General features: G+C 58.3%; 17 protein-coding genes. 3 read left to right on the plus strand and 14 right to left on the minus strand.

From position 1 onward, the window contains the following. Window positions 1-87 precede the first annotated feature (87 nt). Window positions 88-1,728, plus strand: a complete 1,641-nt coding sequence (locus tag G5193_RS19900) for an EAL domain-containing protein (protein ID WP_421172589.1) — start codon at window positions 88-90, stop codon at window positions 1,726-1,728. Here G5193_RS19900 and G5193_RS19905 read toward each other — a convergent pair. From G5193_RS19905 to lrp, 14 genes are all read right to left on the minus strand, one after another. Further along, a complete protein-coding gene (locus tag G5193_RS19905) occupies window positions 1,691-2,185 on the minus strand; it encodes a hypothetical protein (protein ID WP_042055706.1) in 495 nt (164 codons plus the stop codon). The genes G5193_RS19900 and G5193_RS19905 overlap by 38 nt on opposite strands. A 174-nt stretch (window positions 2,186-2,359) precedes the next feature. Beyond that, window positions 2,360-2,722, minus strand: coding sequence for a DUF2750 domain-containing protein (locus G5193_RS19910; protein ID WP_005337077.1), 363 nt, complete (start codon window positions 2,720-2,722; stop codon window positions 2,360-2,362). Window positions 2,723-2,902: 180 nt separating this feature from the next. After that, window positions 2,903-4,207, minus strand: a complete 1,305-nt coding sequence (locus G5193_RS19915) for an inosine/guanosine kinase (protein WP_005337079.1) — start codon at window positions 4,205-4,207, stop codon at window positions 2,903-2,905. A gap of 185 nt (window positions 4,208-4,392) precedes the next feature. After that, window positions 4,393-4,785 (minus strand): MAPEG family protein, encoded by a 393-nt coding sequence (locus tag G5193_RS19920; RefSeq protein ID WP_005359993.1) that lies wholly within the window; start codon window positions 4,783-4,785, stop codon window positions 4,393-4,395. Between the two features lie 34 nt (window positions 4,786-4,819). Next, window positions 4,820-5,794: a ferrochelatase gene (gene hemH / locus G5193_RS19925; RefSeq protein WP_005351231.1), complete on the minus strand. Its 975-nt coding sequence runs from the start codon at window positions 5,792-5,794 to the stop codon at window positions 4,820-4,822. Between the two features lie 98 nt (window positions 5,795-5,892). Then, window positions 5,893-6,537, minus strand: a complete 645-nt coding sequence (adk, locus tag G5193_RS19930; protein ID WP_005337083.1) for an adenylate kinase — start codon at window positions 6,535-6,537, stop codon at window positions 5,893-5,895. 304 nt (window positions 6,538-6,841) lie between these two features. Then, complete coding sequence (miaE, locus tag G5193_RS19935; protein WP_005346385.1) at window positions 6,842-7,600, minus strand: tRNA isopentenyl-2-thiomethyl-A-37 hydroxylase MiaE; 759 nt, start codon at window positions 7,598-7,600, stop codon at window positions 6,842-6,844. 204 nt (window positions 7,601-7,804) lie between these two features. Continuing rightward, window positions 7,805-9,325 (minus strand): amidophosphoribosyltransferase, encoded by a 1,521-nt coding sequence (gene purF, locus G5193_RS19940; protein WP_005351229.1) that lies wholly within the window; start codon window positions 9,323-9,325, stop codon window positions 7,805-7,807. 21 nt (window positions 9,326-9,346) lie between these two features. Beyond that, window positions 9,347-9,835, minus strand: coding sequence for a CvpA family protein (locus G5193_RS19945; RefSeq protein WP_005337086.1), 489 nt, complete (start codon window positions 9,833-9,835; stop codon window positions 9,347-9,349). A gap of 221 nt (window positions 9,836-10,056) precedes the next feature. Continuing rightward, on the minus strand, window positions 10,057-11,352 hold the full coding sequence (serS, locus tag G5193_RS19950) for a serine--tRNA ligase (protein WP_421207048.1): 1,296 nt from the start codon (window positions 11,350-11,352) through the stop codon (window positions 10,057-10,059). A 308-nt stretch (window positions 11,353-11,660) separates the two neighbouring features. Next, window positions 11,661-12,998: a replication-associated recombination protein A gene (locus G5193_RS19955; RefSeq protein WP_421207050.1), complete on the minus strand. Its 1,338-nt coding sequence runs from the start codon at window positions 12,996-12,998 to the stop codon at window positions 11,661-11,663. Between the two features lie 76 nt (window positions 12,999-13,074). Further along, on the minus strand, window positions 13,075-13,683 hold the full coding sequence (gene lolA, locus G5193_RS19960) for an outer membrane lipoprotein chaperone LolA (protein ID WP_421207052.1): 609 nt from the start codon (window positions 13,681-13,683) through the stop codon (window positions 13,075-13,077). A gap of 80 nt (window positions 13,684-13,763) precedes the next feature. Further along, a complete protein-coding gene (locus tag G5193_RS19965) occupies window positions 13,764-16,280 on the minus strand; it encodes a DNA translocase FtsK 4TM domain-containing protein (protein ID WP_421207054.1) in 2,517 nt (838 codons plus the stop codon). A gap of 202 nt (window positions 16,281-16,482) precedes the next feature. Continuing rightward, entirely contained in the window at window positions 16,483-16,974 is a 492-nt protein-coding gene (lrp, locus tag G5193_RS19970) for a leucine-responsive transcriptional regulator Lrp (protein ID WP_005300047.1), read from the minus strand. Between the two features lie 150 nt (window positions 16,975-17,124). Here lrp and ald point away from each other — a divergent pair, with 150 nt between their 5' ends. Together ald and trxB are read left to right on the plus strand one after the other, a co-directional pair. Continuing rightward, window positions 17,125-18,240: an alanine dehydrogenase gene (ald, locus tag G5193_RS19975; RefSeq protein WP_421207056.1), complete on the plus strand. Its 1,116-nt coding sequence runs from the start codon at window positions 17,125-17,127 to the stop codon at window positions 18,238-18,240. Between the two features lie 196 nt (window positions 18,241-18,436). Next, complete coding sequence (trxB, locus tag G5193_RS19980) at window positions 18,437-19,387, plus strand: thioredoxin-disulfide reductase (protein ID WP_421207058.1); 951 nt, start codon at window positions 18,437-18,439, stop codon at window positions 19,385-19,387. Window positions 19,388-19,426: the final 39 nt, after the last annotated feature.

Below are 19,426 nucleotides of genomic sequence, written 5' to 3' on the forward strand. Positions count from 1 at the left end.
TTTCACCGAGTTGCGAGGAATAGCATGCTTTGCACCGCAAGCTTGGTTAAAATTCCCTCATAAAGCAGCCACTTCAAGGATAAAAAGATGGTTCACAAGCTTGGACGCCCCCTCTTCATGATCGCCACCATAGTGACCATACCCCTGCTGCTCCTGCAAGCAGTTTGGTTGGCCCTTCAGAGCACACCGCTCACTCTGACAGTTATTCTGGCCACCACACTGCTCGGCATGATCCTGTTGTTAATGCTGGCCATGCGCACCATGGACGGCATGGTCCAGCATCAGGAGCTCACCTGGGTCAAGGCCATCAGGAGCCGGGATCCCTCACAGCTTGATGAGCCCGCCTCCCGGGAAGTGCTGCAACAGCTGCTGGAACAGTTCGAGAGTGCCGAACAGAGTGCCCATCGTCAGCTGACCGAACTGAGCAATCTGGCCACCACCGACGAGCTGACTCAACTACTCAACCGCCACGCCTTTCGCCGCGACATGACCGAGTTGCTGCAGCGGGATCAGGACACCCAGACCGCAAGTCTGGTGCTGATCCGCGCCACCGAGCTTGGCAAGATCAACGCCCAGCGCGGCTTCCAGTCTGGTGATGCCTACATCAAGGACATGGCGGCCCTTATCAAGCGGGTGGTGAGCCGCTTCCCGGGCAATCAGGTCTATCGCATTTCGGGGGCTGATTTCGCCGTGCTGGTGCAACCGGTGGCCAATATTCCCCCCCATCTGCTGGGACAGGATTTGAAAGTGGCTTTCGATCACTATCAGGCTCAACACGAGCTGGAGAGCACAGGTTACTCGGGGTTGACCAAGCTCAGCAGCGGCCAGAAAATCGAAGCCGTGCTGGCCAGGGCGGATTTGGCGCTGGCACGCGCCCAGACCGAAACCATCAATGGCTGGGCCATCCAGCAGGATGACAACGTCTCCGATCTGCAGGGACAGCATCACTGGCGCGAGGTGCTGACTGAAGTGCTGGCACAGGAGCGACTCAGCTTCACCTATCAGCCAATCCAGCCCCTGCACCGCAGCATGCTGGCCTACAACGAAATCTACACCCGTTTCAGCGGCAGCGATGGTACCGCCCTGCCCACCGACACCCTGTTTGCCATGGCCCAGCGGCTCGATATGGTGATGCGGCTGGAGCAACTGGTGATTGTTCATATAATGCGTCAATACCGGGCTTTTGGTGCCAATCAGAGTCGCTGGGGAGTCAATCTCTCCCCCAACCTGCTGCAAAACAGCGCCTTCCTGATCTGGCTTGACCGCCAGTTGCTCAAAGATCCCAATACCAGCGCCAATCTGGTGTTCGAGCTGGATGAAGAGCATCTGGAACGCAATCTGACCGGTGCCAAGCGGGTATTTGAACTGCTGCGCCGCAACGGCAGCCGCTCGGCCATCGCCAATTTCGGCAAGGGGATCGGCTCCTTTACCCTGTTTCGCGAGCTCAAGCCCGACTACATCAAGCTGGATCCTGCCCTTATTACCGGGCTGGAGCAGGATCAGACCAACCAGCAGTTTGTGCGGATGATCGTCGATGTATCACATCGGATGGGATGTCAGGTGATTGCTGAGGGGGTAGAACAGCTTGGCCAGAAACAGCTGCTGCAGGGGATGTATGTGGATGGCTTGCAGGGCTATCTGATCGCCCGGCCGCAACCGCTGCGACCGGATATCAGCCAGCTGGGGCTCTTTACTGAGGATGCTTCAGCTTCAACAGGGTCAGAATGATGTCATTGAGCTGGCGATAGCGCTCCAGCTCTTTCTGATCGTAACGGGTCGCCAGCGTGGTGGGGTTGTGGCGATTTTTGAGGTAACGGTTGATTTGCAGGCGATTGAACCCCGCCACCTGATAGACCTGGCCAAGCAGGGTATTGAGCTCATCGTGCTCCAGACCGGCTCTGGCCAGATAGTCCCCATCGGCGGGACTCTCGGTCTGGTGGCTCCACTTGCCAATGCGACCGCTCTCTTGCAGATAGCTGAGCCACTGCTCGATATAGAGCGGTTTGCACCCCGCCAACAGGTTGAAAAAGCCCACCGCATCGCAACGACAACCGCTCAGGAGCACGACCGCCAGCTGATCATCATCGCACTGGAAGGTCACTGGTCCGGCTTGCGCCCAATCCAGCGCCTGCACCCGAATGCTGGCCTTCTCACCCGCAGCTCCCGTTACGTCGAATACAAACATGGCGCTCCTCCCTTGGCAAAAGGTTGATGATGGACCATCCCCCTGACAGGTGCAAAGGCAAATCGGCTTTTAACTCATCAATCGGACCATTCGACCATAAAAAAACCGACACCCTCACGGATGCCGGTCTTTGTCCCGATGGCCTGTGCATTCAGGCCATCAATGGAGGCGCTTTCAGGCGTCCAGCTCAACTAGTGCCTTGGCCAGCTCGATAGGTTCGAGCTCCTGACCTTCAAGATCGGCGTTCCAGTTCGGGCCGACCAGTACATCGTCTTCGTCCAGATCGTTGATCCAGATATCGAGAAACTCTTCCAGATCGATCACTTCCGGCTCGTAATCGGCCCACTCGTCGACGCAGTGCAGACGGGCGTCCTCTTCGGCAGACCAGAGCGGCATCACGTCGGCATCTTCAAATTCGGCGGAGCGGCAGACGACCCAGTCTTCCCCATAGCGCAGACCCCACACCTGACCCGACTCGCGGACTTGTTCGATAAACAGTTGGAAATTGGCGTCAAGGTTGTCGTTAAGCATGCTCATGGGATTCTCTCTTTCTTTCGGGTGCTGCGGCATTGTCGGGCGACAATACGATGGCCAAATGGTGTCGCAAAAGTGACATGGACTCAAGCATATTGGGGTTATTCTGGGAAAAAAGCCGGGATAACCCCCATTTGCCTGCAAAAACGCCTCCCGATGGAGGCGTCTTGCAGATTCAGGAGATCAACGCTCCCAGTAAACCTCTTCCAGGCTGTCCTCTTTCTCAGGCAAACCGCGGGAGAGACGGGGGCTGCTCTGGGCCAACACCTCGTAGCTGACGCGGTTGGCGTATTTGCACACCTGGGCCAGTGAGGAGTAGGTCAGGAACTCGGAGATGTGCTTGGCGGAGTTGGGCACATTCATCCGGTGATAGGAGTTGGCCACCATGTCGTGCAGCACGGCGGAAAGCGCGCCATCCCCTGCCCCGTTGGTGTTCTTGATCTTCTCCGGGCCCCCCATATACGGGGAGATGTGGGAGTAGATGCGGGCCGGTTTACGGCACTTGGCGCGGGCCATCGGGCGGCTGAACTCATACATGTTGAACTCGGGGATAACGCCCGGCAACAGGGTATGAGTGGTCTCGCGCTTGTAGTCCTCGTCGGTATAACTCGCCATGTAGAGGCCGATGGGGCCAGCAGTACAGAGCACCATATCGGCCCAGTCGAGCGCCTTGTCGGCAGCACCGAGCGGATCAGCGATGCCGGTCAGGGCTTCCCCTTCGTCTTCGTTCATCGCCAGCACGGTCACGTTCTCGGCAATGAAGTCGCGCCACCACTGGGGATTTTCGTCGATGACGAAACGGGTGCCCAGGGTCAGCACCACGGGAATACCGGCCTCACGGGCATAACGCACCGCGGTCATGGCCGCCTCTTTCATCGGATCACCATCGTCACCGCGTACCAGATAGGCGGTGATCACCAGTGCAGACGCCCCTTTGATCACATCCTCCGGAATGTGCTGCACATCCAGCTGGTTCATCTTGCCAGCGTTGATACCGAAGCTGCGCTCGCCGCACTCGGTAATGAAAGTGAAGCAACGGCCGATGGGGCCATCCACCGGCTGCAGATAGTCCAGATTGACGCGGGAAGAGGTGTTGCACAGATAACGGTAGGCGTAGCAGCCGATTCGAATATCCTGACTCATCACACCCAGCAGGATGGAGTGGGAATCGGCCAGTACCGAGTAGTTGTGTACCGTGTTGCCAATGGTGCCACCGGCAAACTCGCTCACCACCATGTTGTTGGCCTTGAGCTCGTCATAAATCCGTTCGGCCACGTCGTCATTGATAACGACGGAGTGCCCCTTGCTCAGACCATAACGGGTCAGAAAGTCTTCATCCACATGGGCTTCAATATCAACCAGGGTCTGATCAATCCCGACCACGTAGGCTTTGCCCAGCTCAGTTAACAGGGGATTTTGCGGAACCAGGGGATCGCGTCTGTCGACAGGGAAGTAGTGTTTGGACTTGCGCTGACCGGGAAATTTCATGGCAATGTTCTGTGCTCTGGGGAAAAGAGGGGCGGGATTTTAACACAATCCGCCGCCCCGAAAAGTCGCCCTGTTTAAATAATGGAGTCAGTATAGACAAGGCTGCAAGGAAAAACGTTTGCCTTTTCACCATAAAAAAACCACCCCGTCCGAGGTGGTTCCCTAGCATAAAAAAGCGCCTGTTTTCAGGCGGCCGCCATGCCCTGCAAAAGGGCCAGTACCGAAAAGAGGCCGAGGGCGAGCCAGAACAGCAAGGTACCCAGAAAACGGGGCACATTGGGGGCTTTGGGGATCTGGATGCCGATGGCATGCAGGATGCGGCCGACCAGCAGCATGGCGCCACCGGCATGCAGCCAGAGCGCACCGGCACCGGAGAGCTCGCACAGCGCCATCAGCAGCAGGGTCAGCGGCACATACTCGGCAAAATTGCCGTGGGCCCGGATCGCCGCCAGCAGCTCGGGGGCCTCCCCCTGCCCTATCATCACCCCGAACTGGGCGCGGCGTTTGACCACCCAGAAGGAGAGCCCCAGAAACAGCAGCCCCAGCAGGCCTGCGTATATCAGTGTGATATGTACCATGACTCGACTCCTTGTTTGACTGACTGCCGGTCACTCATGCCAATTCGCGGCAGATGAGCGAGACCATCATCCGGATGTGGGCCTGATCGCTGTTGAGGGCCGGAATATATTCAAACCGCTCGCCACCGGCCTCCATGAAGATCTCCCGATTCTGTACCTGAATTTCCTCAAGGGTTTCGAGGCAGTCGGCCGCAAAGGCAGGGCAAATCACATCGAGCCGCTTGATGCCCGCAGCAGGCATACCGCCAATGGTCACGTCTGTGTAGGGCTTGAGCCACTCCTCCTTGCCAAAGCGGGACTGGAAGCTTGCCGTCCACTGCCCGGCCTCCAGCCCGAGCGCCTCGGCCAGCAAGCTGGCGGTATGGCGACACTGGTGACCATAGGGGTCCCCTTCGTTCTCGTAGCGCTCGGGAATACCGTGGAACGACATCAGCAGGTGATCACCCTGACCGTGCTGCTCCCAGTGACGGCGCACGCTCATGGCCAGCGCCTGAATGTATTCGGGATGGGCGTGATAATCACGAATGAGCCGTACCACCGGCAGATTGCGCTCTCTCTTCATCGCCTTGCCCCAGGCATCGAAGACCGAGGCGGTGGTACTGACCGAATATTGCGGATAGAGCGGCAACAGGATCACCCGGTTGACCCCTTTGGCCTTGAGCGCCTGCCAGCCATCATTCACTGACGGGGAACCATAAGTCATCGCCAGCTCCACCGGCACCTCGACCCCCTCCCGCTTGAGCTCCTGCTCCAGTGCGGCGCGCTGCTGCTTGCTTATCACCATCAGCGGCGAGCCCTGCTCGGTCCACACCTGCTGATAGAGCTTGGCCACTTTGGGCGAGCGCGTCGGCAAGATGATGAAGTGGAGCAGCGGACACCAGAGGTAACGGGGCAGGTCCACCACACGGGGATCGTGCAGGAACTGGCTGAGGAACGCTTTGACGGCAGCGGTGGTCGGTGCGGCTGGGGTACCCAGATTGACCAGCAATATTCCGGTTTTCGTGGTCACGTTGGCTTCCTGTCTATCTGTCATTATGCAAAAAGGGCCCGACAGGGCCCTTCTCTTTATTTATCTGATGGCACGGGAAACAGTGCCGGCAGCAAAGATCAGCCCAGAATGGTGGCAAGCTGCTTGCTGACCAGATCAACCGGCTGGGTGCCGTCGATCTTGACGTAACGGGTGTGGCCCGCTTCCGCCTCTTTGCCGTAGAAACCGATCAGCGGCGCGGTCTGCTGATGATATACATCCAGACGCTTGCGTACTGTGGTCTCTTCGTCGTCGGCGCGGATCACCAGATCTTCACCGGTCACGTCATCCTTGCCTTCCACTTTCGGCGGGTTGAACACCACGTGGTAGGTACGGCCGGAGCCGGAGTGAACGCGACGGCCGCTCATGCGCTTGACGATCTCTTCGTCCGGCACATCGAACTCCAGCACGAAATCAACCACGACACCGGCGTCCTTCATGGCTTGCGCCTGGGGAATGGTGCGCGGGAAACCGTCCAACAGGAAGCCTTTGGCGCAGTCCGGCTGAGCGATGCGCTCCTTGACCAGACCGATGATGATGTCGTCAGAGACCAGCTGACCTGCGTCCATCACAGCTTTGGCTTTCAGACCGAGCTCGGTGCCCGCCTTGATCGCCGCACGCAGCATGTCGCCGGTGGAGATCTGGGGAATACCGTGTTTTTCCATGATGAACTGAGCCTGGGTACCTTTGCCGGCGCCCGGAGCCCCCAACAGAACAATGCGCATACACGCTCCTATTGATTGGTTATTCAAATCTTGCGAAGGCAAAAAAGTACACGGTTTCGCCCGTTTCTACAAGGGTGAGCCACCTGAATGAGCACTTTATCACCACAATAACCGGCTGATCGAACAGGATTTCATCGCAATGGGAAGACGCAAAAATAGCCAGGGATTCAGCATAGAGCGCCAAAAGCAGGAAGGAGGTACGACAGAAAAAAAGATCCCGGCTCAGGGCCGGGAATTGCGCTCAAAAGTAACTACTTGTCGCTCGTAGTAGGAACAGGGCAATAGTAGTTTGCCCCCCTGTGCGTCAACAACTGTCAGATGTGACAGGCAGGCCGCTATGGAACCGGAACTGCGGATCCGGTGAGCAGATTAGCTCGGCTTCGAGCTTGCCAAAGAAGGCTACCCGCTCGCTGATATCCTCCCCTGCGTACTGTTCGGCCAGGCTCAGGTAATCCTGATAGTGACGCGCTTCGGAGCGCAGCAAAGAGACATAGAAGCGGCTCAGCTCTTCGTCCAGATGGGGGGCCAGCTTGGCAAAACGCTCGCAGGAGCGGGCCTCGATATAGGCGCCGATGATCATCTTGTCGACTATGGTGGCCGGCTCATGGGTGCGCACATGCTGCATCAACTGGCGAGCATAGCGGGAGGCCGTCACCGGCCCGTATTCGATGCCGCGGGCCTGCATGATCTCCAGCACCTGCTCGAAGTGGTGCAGCTCCTCCTGAATGAGCCGCACCATGGGAAACAGCAGCGGATTGCGTTCCAGCTCGGCAAAGACGGTGCGATCAGACTCTCCCATGCTGCGTTTGCCCAGGATCTCGGCCTTCTCCGGAATGGCATCCAGCTCGCGATAAAACTCCAGCTTGGGCAGCAGATGGCGCTTGCCCTTGGGCAGGCAGTAGCGGCGCACCAGACTGTGGGCAGTAAGTGCGGCCTTGGTCTCGCAGTTGGCGTGATCGATGAGCAGGGTCGGTAAACGGGCCGGATCCCGCGCCATCTCCACCCACTCATCCGGGGTCTCGCACTGTAAAAACTGGCGCACTGGGGCTAGCAGATCATCCATCTGAACTCTCGTCTCTTAAAGCGTATCGGTCATATATGTTGCCGCCTATGCTAGCGGATCCCGCTGACCATGCCCATATCCGGCAAGATAAGCGGATATTTTTCAAACAGATATCTCCTCCCCCTTCTGCCGGTGTGAGGCAAAAACGACAATGGGGGCCACTGGCCCCCATCTCGCTATCCCATCTGGCAAAACCGCAAACGTTTAACTGCCTTCGTTAAAAATTTCCAGATTGCTGGTGCCTTCCTGCCATTCACGCACCGCTTTGGTGTCATCGTTGCGCAGGGCGTTGAGGTGATCCAGATAGGACTGGTCCACGTCGGAGGTGACGTAGTGACCATTGAACACCGAGGTCTCGAAGTGACGCAGATCCGGGTTGATCTCCCGCACGGCGGCTTCCAGATCTTCCAGATCCTGGAAAATCAGGCCGTCAGCGCCAATCAGCTTGCACACCTCTTCTACTTCACGGCCGTGGGCGATCAGCTCGTTGGCGGTGGGCATGTCGATGCCATAGACGTTGGGGAAGCGAATTTCCGGCGCCGCCGAGGCGAAGTAGACCTTGGCTGCCCCCGCTTCACGGGCCATCTGGATGATCTGCTCGGACGTGGTACCACGCACGATGGAATCATCCACCAGCAACACCTTCTTGCCCTTGAATTCGGAGCTGATGGCGTTGAGTTTGCGGCGCACTGACTTCTTACGCTGGGTCTGGCCCGGCATGATGAAGGTACGGCCGATGTAGCGGTTCTTCACGAAGCCCTGACGGTATGGCAGATCCAGGGTGTGAGCGATCTCCAGCGCCACGTCACAGGAGGTCTCGGGGATGGGGATAACCACATCGACGTCGAGATCTTCCCACTCGCGGGCAATCTTCTGACCCAGCTTGCGACCCATGTTGAGGCGGGCGGCGTAGACCGAGACCTTGTCGATGCACGAATCGGGACGAGCGAAGTAGACGTATTCGAAGATGCAGGAGCTCATCTGCGGGTTCTCCGCACACTGCTCGGAGAAGAGCTGGCCCTGCTCGGTGATGTAGATGGCTTCACCCGGCGCAATATCCCGTACCGTCTCGAAACCGATGGCGTCGAGTGCCACGCTCTCGGAGGCGAGCATGTACTCCACCTGGCCCTGCTCGTCCTGACGACGACCGAGGATCAGCGGGCGAATGCCGTTGGGATCACGAAAACCGATGAGACCATGACCAATCACCAAGGAGACCACCGCATAAGCGCCGCGGATCTGCTGATGGGTTCTGCGCACCGCGGCGAAGATATCTTCGGGGCGCAACGCCATCTTGTCACAACGATCCAGCTCGTGGGCCAGCACGTTCAGCAGCACTTCCGAGTCGGAGGTGGTGTTGATGTGACGGCGGGCGACCTTGAACTGCTGCTCCTTGAGCTCCTTGGCGTTGGTGAGGTTGCCGTTATGGGCCAGCACCATGCCGTAGGGCGAGTTCACATAAAAAGGTTGGGCTTCAGCGGCACTTGAGCTACCTGCGGTGGGATATCTGACATGACCTATGCCGATGTTCCCTTGCAAACGCTGCATGTGGCGCACTTCAAACACGTCCTTCACCAGGCCATTGGCCTTGCGTTGCCGGAAGTTTCCACTATCAATGGTCACGATCCCGGCGGCATCCTGTCCCCTGTGCTGCAACACCGTCAAGGCGTCGTAGAGGGCCTGATTGACGGGGGTGGTGCCAACTATACCGACAATACCACACATGTCTTTGCTACCTCGAAGTCACTATACCTGTTTAAGAAAACTGGATGAGTTCAACATGAACCCGAAAAACCACTGGATCACCGGCTTGAACTCCGGCACCAGCTTGGACGCCACCCACCAGTCGCTCTGGGAGAGGCTGGTGAAGGTATCCATGAAAAAAAGCAGGGCACTGACGATCAGCACCCCGCGAATTGCACCGAAGCAGACCCCCAGCACCCGATCGGTACCGGAGAGACCCGTCTTGTCCACCAACAGGCCCACCACATAGTTGACCACACTGCCGAGGATCAGGGTCGCCACAAACAGCGCCGCGATGGCCAGACCGTTGCGAACCAGCGCGTCGGAGAAGGAGGTGAAATAGACGGCGAGATCGGGATAGAAATGGCTGGCAATAAAGAAGGCAACGAACCAGGTGACAAGAGACATGGCCTCCTTGACGAAGCCGCGCACCAGACTGATGAGAGCAGAGAAACCGACGATGCCGATGATGGCGTAATCAATCCAGACCATAGAAAAAGATGTCCTGCGAAATTGCGGCGCAGTCTAACAAAAACGATTGCGCATTGCTTGATAAAAATGTGTTAACTGTTCAAAGCGGCGCCGAAAAGCTGCATTTTTTTCAGCACTAAAACGATTGTTCGGCGCCAGAATGCACAACGCCATGGCAATGCCATGGCGTTGTGGTCAGCTGCGTGAGCTTACCCGATGTGGGTCAGGCCACCCATGTGAGCTTACCCGATGTGGGTCAGGCCACCCATGTAGGATTGCAGCGCGGCCGGAATGGCGATACGACCATCTGCCTGCTGGTAGTTCTCAAGCACAGCGACCAAGGTACGACCCACAGCCAGACCTGAGCCATTCAAGGTGTGAATGAGCTGCGGCTTGCCATCGACACGCACGCGAGCCTGCATGCGGCGCGCCTGGAAGTCGGTGCAGTTGGAGACGGAGGAGATCTCGCGGTAAGTGTTCTGGGCCGGCAGCCACACTTCCAGATCGTAGGTTTTGGAAGCGCAGAAGCCCATGTCACCGGTAGAGAGCGCCATCACGCGATACGGCAGCTCCAGCAGTTGCAGCACCTTCTCGGCGTGACCGACCATCTCCTCCAGCGCATCCCAGGATTTCTCCGGGTGAACCAGCTGTACCATCTCGACCTTGTCGAACTGGTGCATACGGATGAGGCCGCGGGTATCACGACCGTAGGAACCGGCTTCAGAGCGGAAGCAGGGGCTGTGGGCGGTCATCTTGATCGGCAGCTCTTGCGCGTCAAAGATCTCGTCACGGGCCATGTTGGTGAGCGGCACTTCGGAGGTCGGGATCAGGGAGAACTTGCGTACCTTGCCCTCTTCTTCCCCTTCACCTTCGATACCGGTGTTGAACAGGTCTTGAGCAAATTTCGGCAACTGGCCGGTGCCATAGAGGCTGTCCGGGTTCACCAGATAGGGCACGTAGCATTCGGTGTAACCGTGCTGCTGGGTGTGCAGATCCAGCATGAACTGAGCCAGGGCACGGTGCAGACGGGCAATCTGACCCTTCATCACCACAAAACGGGTACCGGAGAGTTTGACGCCATTCTTGAAGTCAACGCCCTTGGCCGCTTCGCCCAGATCGATGTGATCGCGTACCGGGAAGCTGAACTCACGCGGGGTACCCCAACGGCGCACTTCCACGTTGTCGTTCTCGTCACGGCCCACCGGAGTGGTCTCGCTCGGCAGGTTGGGGATGGCGTCGGCAATGGCTTTCAGCTGGGCCAGCAGGGCATCCAGCTCGACCTTGCTGGTTTCCAGCTCGTCGTTGATTTTGGTCACTTCGGCCTTGAGCGGGGCAACATCTTCACCACGACGGGCAGCTTCACCGATGGATTTGGAGCGGGCGTTGCGCTCGGCCTGCAGCTCCTGGGTACGGGACTGCAGATCCTTGCGTTTCTCTTCCAGAGCGTTGACAGCCGCTACGTCCAGAACGTAGCCACGTGTCGCCAGACGAGCGGCAGCCTCTTCGATATCGCTGCGCAGATATTTGGGATCCAGCATGGTTTACCTACTTTTTTAAAATGGGATCTGGGCCTGAGTCATCATGACGGGCTGGGAAACAGATCCGGAAGTTAACATCGGTTGGCGCACCCCAATCGTCTTCAGAATCGGGCCTTAACTATCACAGGCCTTCGAGATCAAGAAGATGGCGCAAGGCCAAGACAAGCGGGGTCAGACGGGCAGTGTAGCAGACCGCCCCCCCGCCCGAACAGGGACTATTTGTGTCGTTTTTACCGACTTTGGCACGCAAACCGTCCTGCATATTCAAACGCCTGACCAATTTTCAGCCACGCGGGGTAACAAAGGGGCTATTTGCCCCGTTGCTGCGGACTTTGCCTGTCCAGCTCATGGAGGTAATCAAGCTTCTGGCCAATCTGCTTTTCAAGGCCGCGATCGGTGGGCTGGTAGTACTGCTTGCCCGCAAGCTCAGGCGGAAAATACTGCTCGCCAGCGGCATAGGCGCCCGGCTCGTCATGGGCATAGCGATACTCGGCGCCATAGCCCAGATCGCTCATCAGCTTGGTCGGCGCATTGCGCAGGTGTACCGGCACCTCGAAGTCAGGGAGGTTTTTGGCATCATGAAGCGCCGCCTTCCAGGCGGTATAGACCGCATTGCTTTTCGGGGCGCAGGCGAGATAGACGATCGCCTGGGCGATGGCCCGTTCCCCTTCCGCCGGACCGATCCGATGGAAACAATCCCAGGCCGACAGGGCGACCTGCATGGCGCGCGGATCGGCATTGCCCACATCTTCCGAGGCAATCGCCAGCAAGCGGCGGGCTATATAGAGGGGATCGCAACCGGCGCTCACCATGCGGGCGTACCAATAGAGCGCCGCATCCGGCGCCGAGCCGCGAATGGATTTGTGCACCGCCGAGATGAGGTCGTAGAAGTGATCGCCCCCCTTGTCGAAGCGGGCCACGTGCTCCCCCACCACGGCGGCGAGCAGGGCACTGTCGATCACCCGCACCCCTGTGCTGTCGGTTTCGGCCATGTCGGCCAACAGCTCCAGATAGTTGAGGGATTTGCGCCCGTCCCCATCCACCGCCTTGGCCAGCGCCTCTTTGGCACCGGGGGCGAAGGTGAGTGCCGGATCATTAAGACCACGGGGATCGGTCATCGCCTGATCGAGCATGGCGAGAATATCGCTCTCCTCCAGTCGCTTGAGCAGATAGACCCGGGCTCGTGAGAGCAGTGCGTTGTTGAGTTCGAACGAGGGGTTTTCAGTGGTGGCACCGATAAAAGTGATGGTGCCATCTTCGATGTGAGGCAGGAACACATCCTGCTGGCTCTTGTTGAAGCGGTGCACCTCATCCACAAACAGAATGGTGCGAACCCCGCGCCAGCTATTCTCCTTCGCCTTGTCGATGGCGGCGCGGATCTCCTTGATGCCGGAGGTGACCGCAGAGAGTCGCTCCACTTCCGCCTGACAGTAGTGAGCCATCAACTCCGCCAGCGTGGTCTTGCCGGTACCGGGCGGCCCCCACAGGATCATCGAGTGGCAGTGACCCGCCAGGATCGCTTTGCGCAGGGGCTTGTCAGCCCCCAGGATATGTTGCTGACCGATATACTGGTCGAGGTTTTGCGGCCGCATCCGGGCCGCCAGCGGACGAAAGTCCGATGAGAAATCCAGCGTCAAGTTGCTCATCTGTATTGACCACCCAGCGTCACGCCACTCGCCTTTGACTGGCGCAGTGGCGAGCAATCCAACGACCGCTTGCTCATTAGCGCTGGTCGTCCAGCTCGACCCCCTTCGGGATCTTGAAGACAAATTCGTTACCCTTGAGCACCGGCTTGCGGTTGAAGTTATTGAGGGTAAATTCGGTCCACTGCCCCTGCGCCTCTTTCACATCGAAGCGGCTGATGTTGTTGTCGCGATCGAAGGTTACACGGAAGGAGGCGATAAGCTCGCTCGGATCACGGCTGGTGACTGTGTAGACATCACCCTGCTGAGTCACGTCGTACTGCTTCCATAGTTTTTCGTCATTGCCGGTGATAAGCACGAAGGGGGTATTGAGCACCGCATCCTTCATTTTAAGGGCGGTGACCTGCTCGACGAAGGGATCATAGACCCAGACATCCTGACCATCGGCCACGATCAGGCTCTCGTCCGGCGAGGTGGTGTGCCAGTTGAAACGGTTTGGCCGCTGCACCAGCAGATCGCCGCTGGCCTTTTGCAGCTCCTTGCCCTTGCTGTCATAGACGGTCTGGGCAAATTTGGCGGAGAAGAGGCTCACCCCCGCCAGCTTCTGTTTGAGATCGCTGGCCGCATCGGCCCACACCTGGCTGCTGGCCATCAGCAGCACGGTACCCATCAACAGTTGTTTTTTCATCACGCTCTTCATAAAGACGCTCTCGATAAAAGGCCACGCCCGTGGAGGGCATGGCCAGGGATAGTATGAAACGGTGAGGCTTAGTCCCGCACCGGCGGCGGTGCCAGCACGTCGCGCTGACCATTGCCACCCGGTGAGCTGACGATGCCCTGATTCTCCATCTGCTCGATGAGACGGGCTGCCCGGTTGTAACCAATCTTGAACTTGCGCTGGACGCTGGAGGTCGAGCCACGGCGGGACTCCACCACAAAAGCGACCGCTTCGTCGAACAGGGGGTCCAGCTCTTCATCGCCACCACCGCCATATTCGCCGCTGCCACCTTCACCACCCGACTCACCGGAGAGGATCTCCTCGATGTAGTTCGGCTCGCCGCGCAGTTTCCAGTCCGCCACAACCTTGTGCACTTCGTGATCATCGACGAACGCACCGTGTACCCGGGTCGGGTTGGAGGTACCGGCCGGCATGTAGAGCATGTCGCCCATACCGAGCAGAGATTCGGCACCACCCTGATCGATGATGGTGCGCGAGTCGATCTTGCTCGACACCTGGAACGAGATCCGGGTCGGGATGTTGGCCTTGATAAGACCGGTAATGACATCCACCGACGGACGCTGGGTCGCCAGAATAAGGTGAATACCGGCGGCCCGCGCCTTCTGGGCGATACGGGCGATCAGCTCTTCCACCTTCTTGCCGACGATCATCATCATGTCGGCAAATTCGTCCACCACCACCACGATGTGAGGCAGTTTCTCCAACTCTGGCGGCATCTGATCCATGGAGTCACCCGGGCGCCACAACGGATCCAGCAGAGGTTCCCCCTCCTCGATGGCAGCCAGCACCTTGTCGTTGTAGCCCTTGAGGTTGCGCACCCCGACTGCCGACATCAGCTTGTAACGGCGTTCCATCTCCCCCACACACCAGCGCAGGGCGTTGGCGGCGTCCTTCATGTCGGTCACCACCTCGGTCAGCAGATGCGGGATCCCTTCGTAGACCGAGAGTTCCAGCATCTTGGGGTCGATCATGATGAAGCGCAGATCATCGGGGGATGACTTGTAGAGCATCGAGATGATCATGGTGTTGACCCCCACCGACTTACCGGAACCTGTGGTACCGGCCACCAGCAGGTGCGGCATCTTGGCCAGGTTCACCACCACCGGCTCGCCGGCGATGTCCTGACCCAGCCCCATGGTGAGCGGGTTGCGGCTATCGCGGAAGGCATCGCAGTCAAGGGTTTCGCGCAGGTAAACGGTCTGGCGCACCCGGTTGGGCAGCTCGATACCGACATAGGTTTTGCCCGGGATCACCTCAACCACCCGCACGCTGCTGGCAGACAAGGAGCGGGCCAGATCGCGCGAGAGGTTGGTGATCTTGCTCGCCTTCATGCCCGGCGCCAGATCCAGCTCGAAACGAGTAATGACCGGGCCCGGATAGACACCGACCACCTTGGCCTGCACGTTGTAGTCGGCAAGCTTGGCCTCCACCAGACGGCCCATGCGATCCAGCTCATCCTTGCTCATCATCTGGGTCTTGGCGGGTGGACGGTCGAGCAGCTCGATGCTAGGCAACGGCGGCATTGTTGACTGCGGACGACGCTTGGGCTTGGTCGGTGCAACGGCTACCGGCGCGGCAACCTCGTCGTCCCCTTCGGCCCACGGCAGATCCAGATCGTCCTCATCATCGTCATCGGCCACAGCCAGTACCGGCTGGCGGCGACCATTGGCAGCCGCCACCGCACGTTTAGGCTTGGCAGCCGGAGCCGGCTCATCATCTTCATCATCAAACTGGGGATCGAACTCGAAGGTATCGTCGTCGAGTTCCGGCAGCCACTCTTCGGTGGCAGCCTTCTGATTTTTGGCCTTGGGCTTGCGCGTCCAGCTGGTGTGTGGCTCATCTTCCTCATCATCAAACGCGATGGCCCCTACCCCGCCTTCCAGCAAGGGATCCGGCCCCTCGTTGCGGGGTTGACGCCAGCCACCGGTCAGCCAGCGGCCGAGGGTGGTCGGGAAGTGGTAAACAGCGCTGACCGAACCGGTACAGGCCGCGCCGATCTGCTCGACGATGGTGAGCCAGGACCAGCCGGTAAACAGGGTGATACCGGTTGCCACGAAGCAGAGCAGCATCAGGTTGGCCCCGACGCCGCCAAACAGCGGCACCACGGCAGAAGCGATCACATCCCCCACCAGACCACCGGCGGAGAAGTTCTGCATATCGTTGAAGTTCATGCTGGCAATGGCCGACATGCCGAGCACGGTCAGGATAAAGCCGATGATCCGCACCCCCAGGGTGAGGTAATCCACATCGAGCAGACGGCTCGGGCGCCAGAACAGACTCCAGCCCAGCAGTACCACCAGCGGCGGCACCAGATAGGAGAAAGCACCAAAGGTAAACATGGTGATGTCGGCGAGCCAGGCACCGGCACTACCGGCGAGGTTCTTCACCTCCCCTTGCCAGGAGGTCTGGGACCAGCCGGGATCAGCGGGATGATAGGACAACAGGGCAAGCAGAAGATAAGCAGCCATCAGGGTGATGGCGATCAAGACGGCTTCGAAGATCCGTTGTGTACCTGATAAAGGAGTAAACAGCTTTTTATCGGCCAAACTCCGGCTCCTTTCTGAAAACATGTAATGCAGGAAATAAGGGGGCCTAGTATCCCCGAAAAGCCCATCGATTGTCAGCCAGAGCCTGATGGGACGGGGCCATATTTGCAATTATCTTTACAAGAAGAAACGAGCGGACCGGCCGCTCGTTTCTGACTGTCATGGTGTCTCATATGGAAAAGATACCACGGCATAACCTGCTTTATCGGGTGCTGATCACCAGACGACTGCTCTGCTTGACCTCTTCCATCACCACGTAGGTGCGGGTGTCATTGACACCGGGCAGACGCAGCAGGGTTTCCCCCAACAGACGGCGGTAAGCCGACATGTCGCTGACTCGGGTCTTGAGCAGATAGTCGAAGTCACCGGAAACCAGATGACACTCCTGGATCTCTTCGAGCACCTGAACAGCCTTATTGAACTGTTCAAACACATCAGGCGCCCCGCGATTGAGGGTTATCTCTACAAACACCAGCAGAGATGCGTCCAGATAATGAGGGTTCAGAATAGCGGCATATCCTTCGATATAACCTTGTCGCTCGAGGCGACGAACCCGTTCCAGACACGGTGTAGGACTCAGGCCAACTCGCTTGGACAACTCAACATTCGAAATCCTGCCATCCTTTTGCAGTTCATTAAGAATGTTGCGGTCAATCCTGTCCAAATCCTTTAGCCGACTCTTAGCTTCCATCATTTTATTCCATCCTTTGGCTATTTTTTGGTAAGAATCACCAGTCATTTTATAATTATGGTCACAAATCCTGTCAATACCTGAATATACTAGGCGCAAATGTTGGTTAACATTTTGGCAACATGAAACACCAATCTATAGACGAGGGATAGCATGATTATCGGTGTACCTAAAGAGATAAAAAACCATGAATACCGCGTAGGCATGGTTCCGGCCAGTGTACGTGAACTGACAGCACGAAACCATACTGTTTTCGTCCAAAGCGGTGCCGGAAACGGCATTGGCTTCAGCGATGCAGATTATATCGCTGTTGGAGCCGAAATTTTGGCCTCTGCAGCAGAGGTTTTCGCCAAAGCCGAGATGATCGTCAAGGTCAAGGAACCTCAGCCTGTCGAATGTGCCATGCTGCGTCCGGGTCAAACCCTGTTCACCTATCTGCATCTGGCGCCAGACTTGCCCCAGACCGAAGCCCTGCTGAAAAGCGGCGCCATCTGTATCGCCTATGAAACCGTCACCGACGGCCGTGGCGGCCTGCCCCTGCTGGCCCCCATGTCGGAAGTCGCAGGTCGCATGTCTATTCAGGCGGGTGCCCAGGCGCTGGAAAAATCGCGCGGTGGGAGCGGTGTGCTGCTCGGCGGCGTACCCGGTGTCGAACCGGCCAAGGTGGTGATCATCGGCGGCGGCGTGGTCGGCTCCAATGCAGCCCGCATGGCCATTGGCCTGCGCGCGGATGTGACCATCCTCGACAACAACGTCGATACCCTGCGCCGTCTCGATAACGAGTTCCAGGGAGCGGCCAAGGTGGTTTACTCCAACAGCGAGACGCTGGAGCGCCATCTGCTGGCGGCCGATCTGGTCATCGGCGGCGTGCTGGTGCCGGGTGCCACTGCGCCAAAACTTGTCCGCCGTGACCACATTGCGCGCATGAAGCCGGGTTCTGCTATCGTCGATGTCGCCATCGATCAGGGCGGCTGTGTGGAAACCTCCCACGCCACCACCCACCAGGATCCGACCTATATTGTCGATGAGGTGGTGCACTACTGTGTCGCCAACATGCCGGGTGCGGTAGCCCGTACCTCGACCGTGGCACTCAACAACGCTACCCTCCCCTTTATCATCAAGCTGGCTCAACAAGGTTACCGCGACGCCCTGTCGTCAGACGTGCACCTGCGTCATGGCCTCAACGTGATGGAGGGCAAGCTCACCTGCAAAGAAGTCGCCGTGGCTCATGGCCTTGCCTACACGGATCCCTTGACCCTGCTGAACTGATCTGCGCTGGCCTGAGCCAGTCAACGATAAGTGAAAATCCGCCCGCGATGGGCGGTTTTTTTATCTCTTTTTCATGCCCGACCGGACTGCGCAGTGATGCAGGAAGCCGATTGAAACAATCGACTCACTGGCCTTTGACCCCGGATCACGAATTACCTACAATCGCGCAAACTCATCACGTCTCGGAAATCACATCATGAGCCAAGTCACTCACAGCAAATTGCTGATCCTGGGGTCAGGCCCGGCCGGTTACACTGCCGCCGTCTACGCCGCCCGTGCCAACCTCAATCCCCTGCTCATCACCGGCATGCAGCAAGGTGGCCAGCTGACCACCACCACAGAGGTAGAGAACTGGCCCGGCGACCCGGAAGGGCTGACCGGCCCGGCGCTGATGGAGCGCATGAAAAACCATGCTGAGAAGTTCGATACCCGCATTCTGTTCGATCACATCAACAGTGTCGAATTGACCCAGCGCCCGTTCCGCCTCAAGGGTGACAATGGCGAATACACCTGTGATGCGCTGATCATCGCCACCGGTGCCTCCGCCAAGTATCTGGGCCTCCCTTCCGAAGAAGCCTTCAAGGGCCGCGGCGTCTCCGCCTGCGCCACTTGTGACGGCTTCTTCTATCGCAATCAGGAAGTGGCTGTGGTTGGCGGCGGCAACACCGCCGTGGAAGAGGCGCTCTATCTGGCCAACATCGCCAAGAAGGTACACCTTATTCACCGTCGCGACGAATTCCGCGCCGAGAAGATCCTGATCAAGCGTCTGCACGACAAGGTCGAGAGCGGCAACATCGTGCTGCACACTCACCAGACCCTGGACGAAGTACTGGGCGATCAGATGGGGGTTACCGGTGTGCGCCTGCGCAACACCCAGAACGACACCACCACCGACCTGCCACTGATGGGCGTCTTCATCGCCATCGGTCACCAGCCCAACACCCAGATCTTTGATGGCCAGCTGGAGATGCAAAACGGCTATCTGAAAGTACGTGGCGGCCTCGACGGTTTTGCCACCCAGACCAGCATTGAAGGTGTTTTCGCTGCCGGCGATGTGGCCGACCACAACTACCGTCAGGCCATCACCTCTGCCGGTACCGGCTGCATGGCAGCCCTCGATGCAGAACGCTACCTCGATGCGCAATAAATAAGCGCAGTTGTGATATAAGGCATACCCATTGGTATG

This window comes from Aeromonas sp. 601027 (genome assembly GCF_049174455.1).
Classification (GTDB): domain Bacteria; phylum Pseudomonadota; class Gammaproteobacteria; order Enterobacterales; family Aeromonadaceae; genus Aeromonas; species Aeromonas veronii_A.

Excerpts from the sequence above, each read along its gene's own strand:
- G5193_RS19900 (WP_421172589.1), top strand. The coding sequence starts at position 88 with ATGGTTCACAAGCTTGGACGCCCCCTCTTCATGATCGCCACCATAGTG.
- G5193_RS19905 (WP_042055706.1), bottom strand. The coding sequence starts at position 2,185 with ATGTTTGTATTCGACGTAACGGGAGCTGCGGGTGAGAAGGCCAGCATT.
- G5193_RS19910 (WP_005337077.1), bottom strand. The coding sequence starts at position 2,722 with ATGAGCATGCTTAACGACAACCTTGACGCCAATTTCCAACTGTTTATC.
- G5193_RS19915 (WP_005337079.1), bottom strand. The coding sequence starts at position 4,207 with ATGAAATTTCCCGGTCAGCGCAAGTCCAAACACTACTTCCCTGTCGAC.
- G5193_RS19920 (WP_005359993.1), bottom strand. The coding sequence starts at position 4,785 with ATGGTACATATCACACTGATATACGCAGGCCTGCTGGGGCTGCTGTTT.
- adk (WP_005337083.1), bottom strand. The coding sequence starts at position 6,537 with ATGCGCATTGTTCTGTTGGGGGCTCCGGGCGCCGGCAAAGGTACCCAG.
- miaE (WP_005346385.1), bottom strand. The coding sequence starts at position 7,600 with ATGGATGATCTGCTAGCCCCAGTGCGCCAGTTTTTACAGTGCGAGACC.
- purF (WP_005351229.1), bottom strand. The coding sequence starts at position 9,325 with ATGTGTGGTATTGTCGGTATAGTTGGCACCACCCCCGTCAATCAGGCC.
- G5193_RS19945 (WP_005337086.1), bottom strand. The coding sequence starts at position 9,835 with ATGGTCTGGATTGATTACGCCATCATCGGCATCGTCGGTTTCTCTGCT.
- serS (WP_421207048.1), bottom strand. The coding sequence starts at position 11,352 with ATGCTGGATCCCAAATATCTGCGCAGCGATATCGAAGAGGCTGCCGCT.
- G5193_RS19955 (WP_421207050.1), bottom strand. The coding sequence starts at position 12,998 with ATGAGCAACTTGACGCTGGATTTCTCATCGGACTTTCGTCCGCTGGCG.
- lolA (WP_421207052.1), bottom strand. The coding sequence starts at position 13,683 with ATGAAAAAACAACTGTTGATGGGTACCGTGCTGCTGATGGCCAGCAGC.
- lrp (WP_005300047.1), bottom strand. The coding sequence starts at position 16,974 with ATGATGGAAGCTAAGAGTCGGCTAAAGGATTTGGACAGGATTGACCGC.
- ald (WP_421207056.1), top strand. The coding sequence starts at position 17,125 with ATGATTATCGGTGTACCTAAAGAGATAAAAAACCATGAATACCGCGTA.
- trxB (WP_421207058.1), top strand. The coding sequence starts at position 18,437 with ATGAGCCAAGTCACTCACAGCAAATTGCTGATCCTGGGGTCAGGCCCG.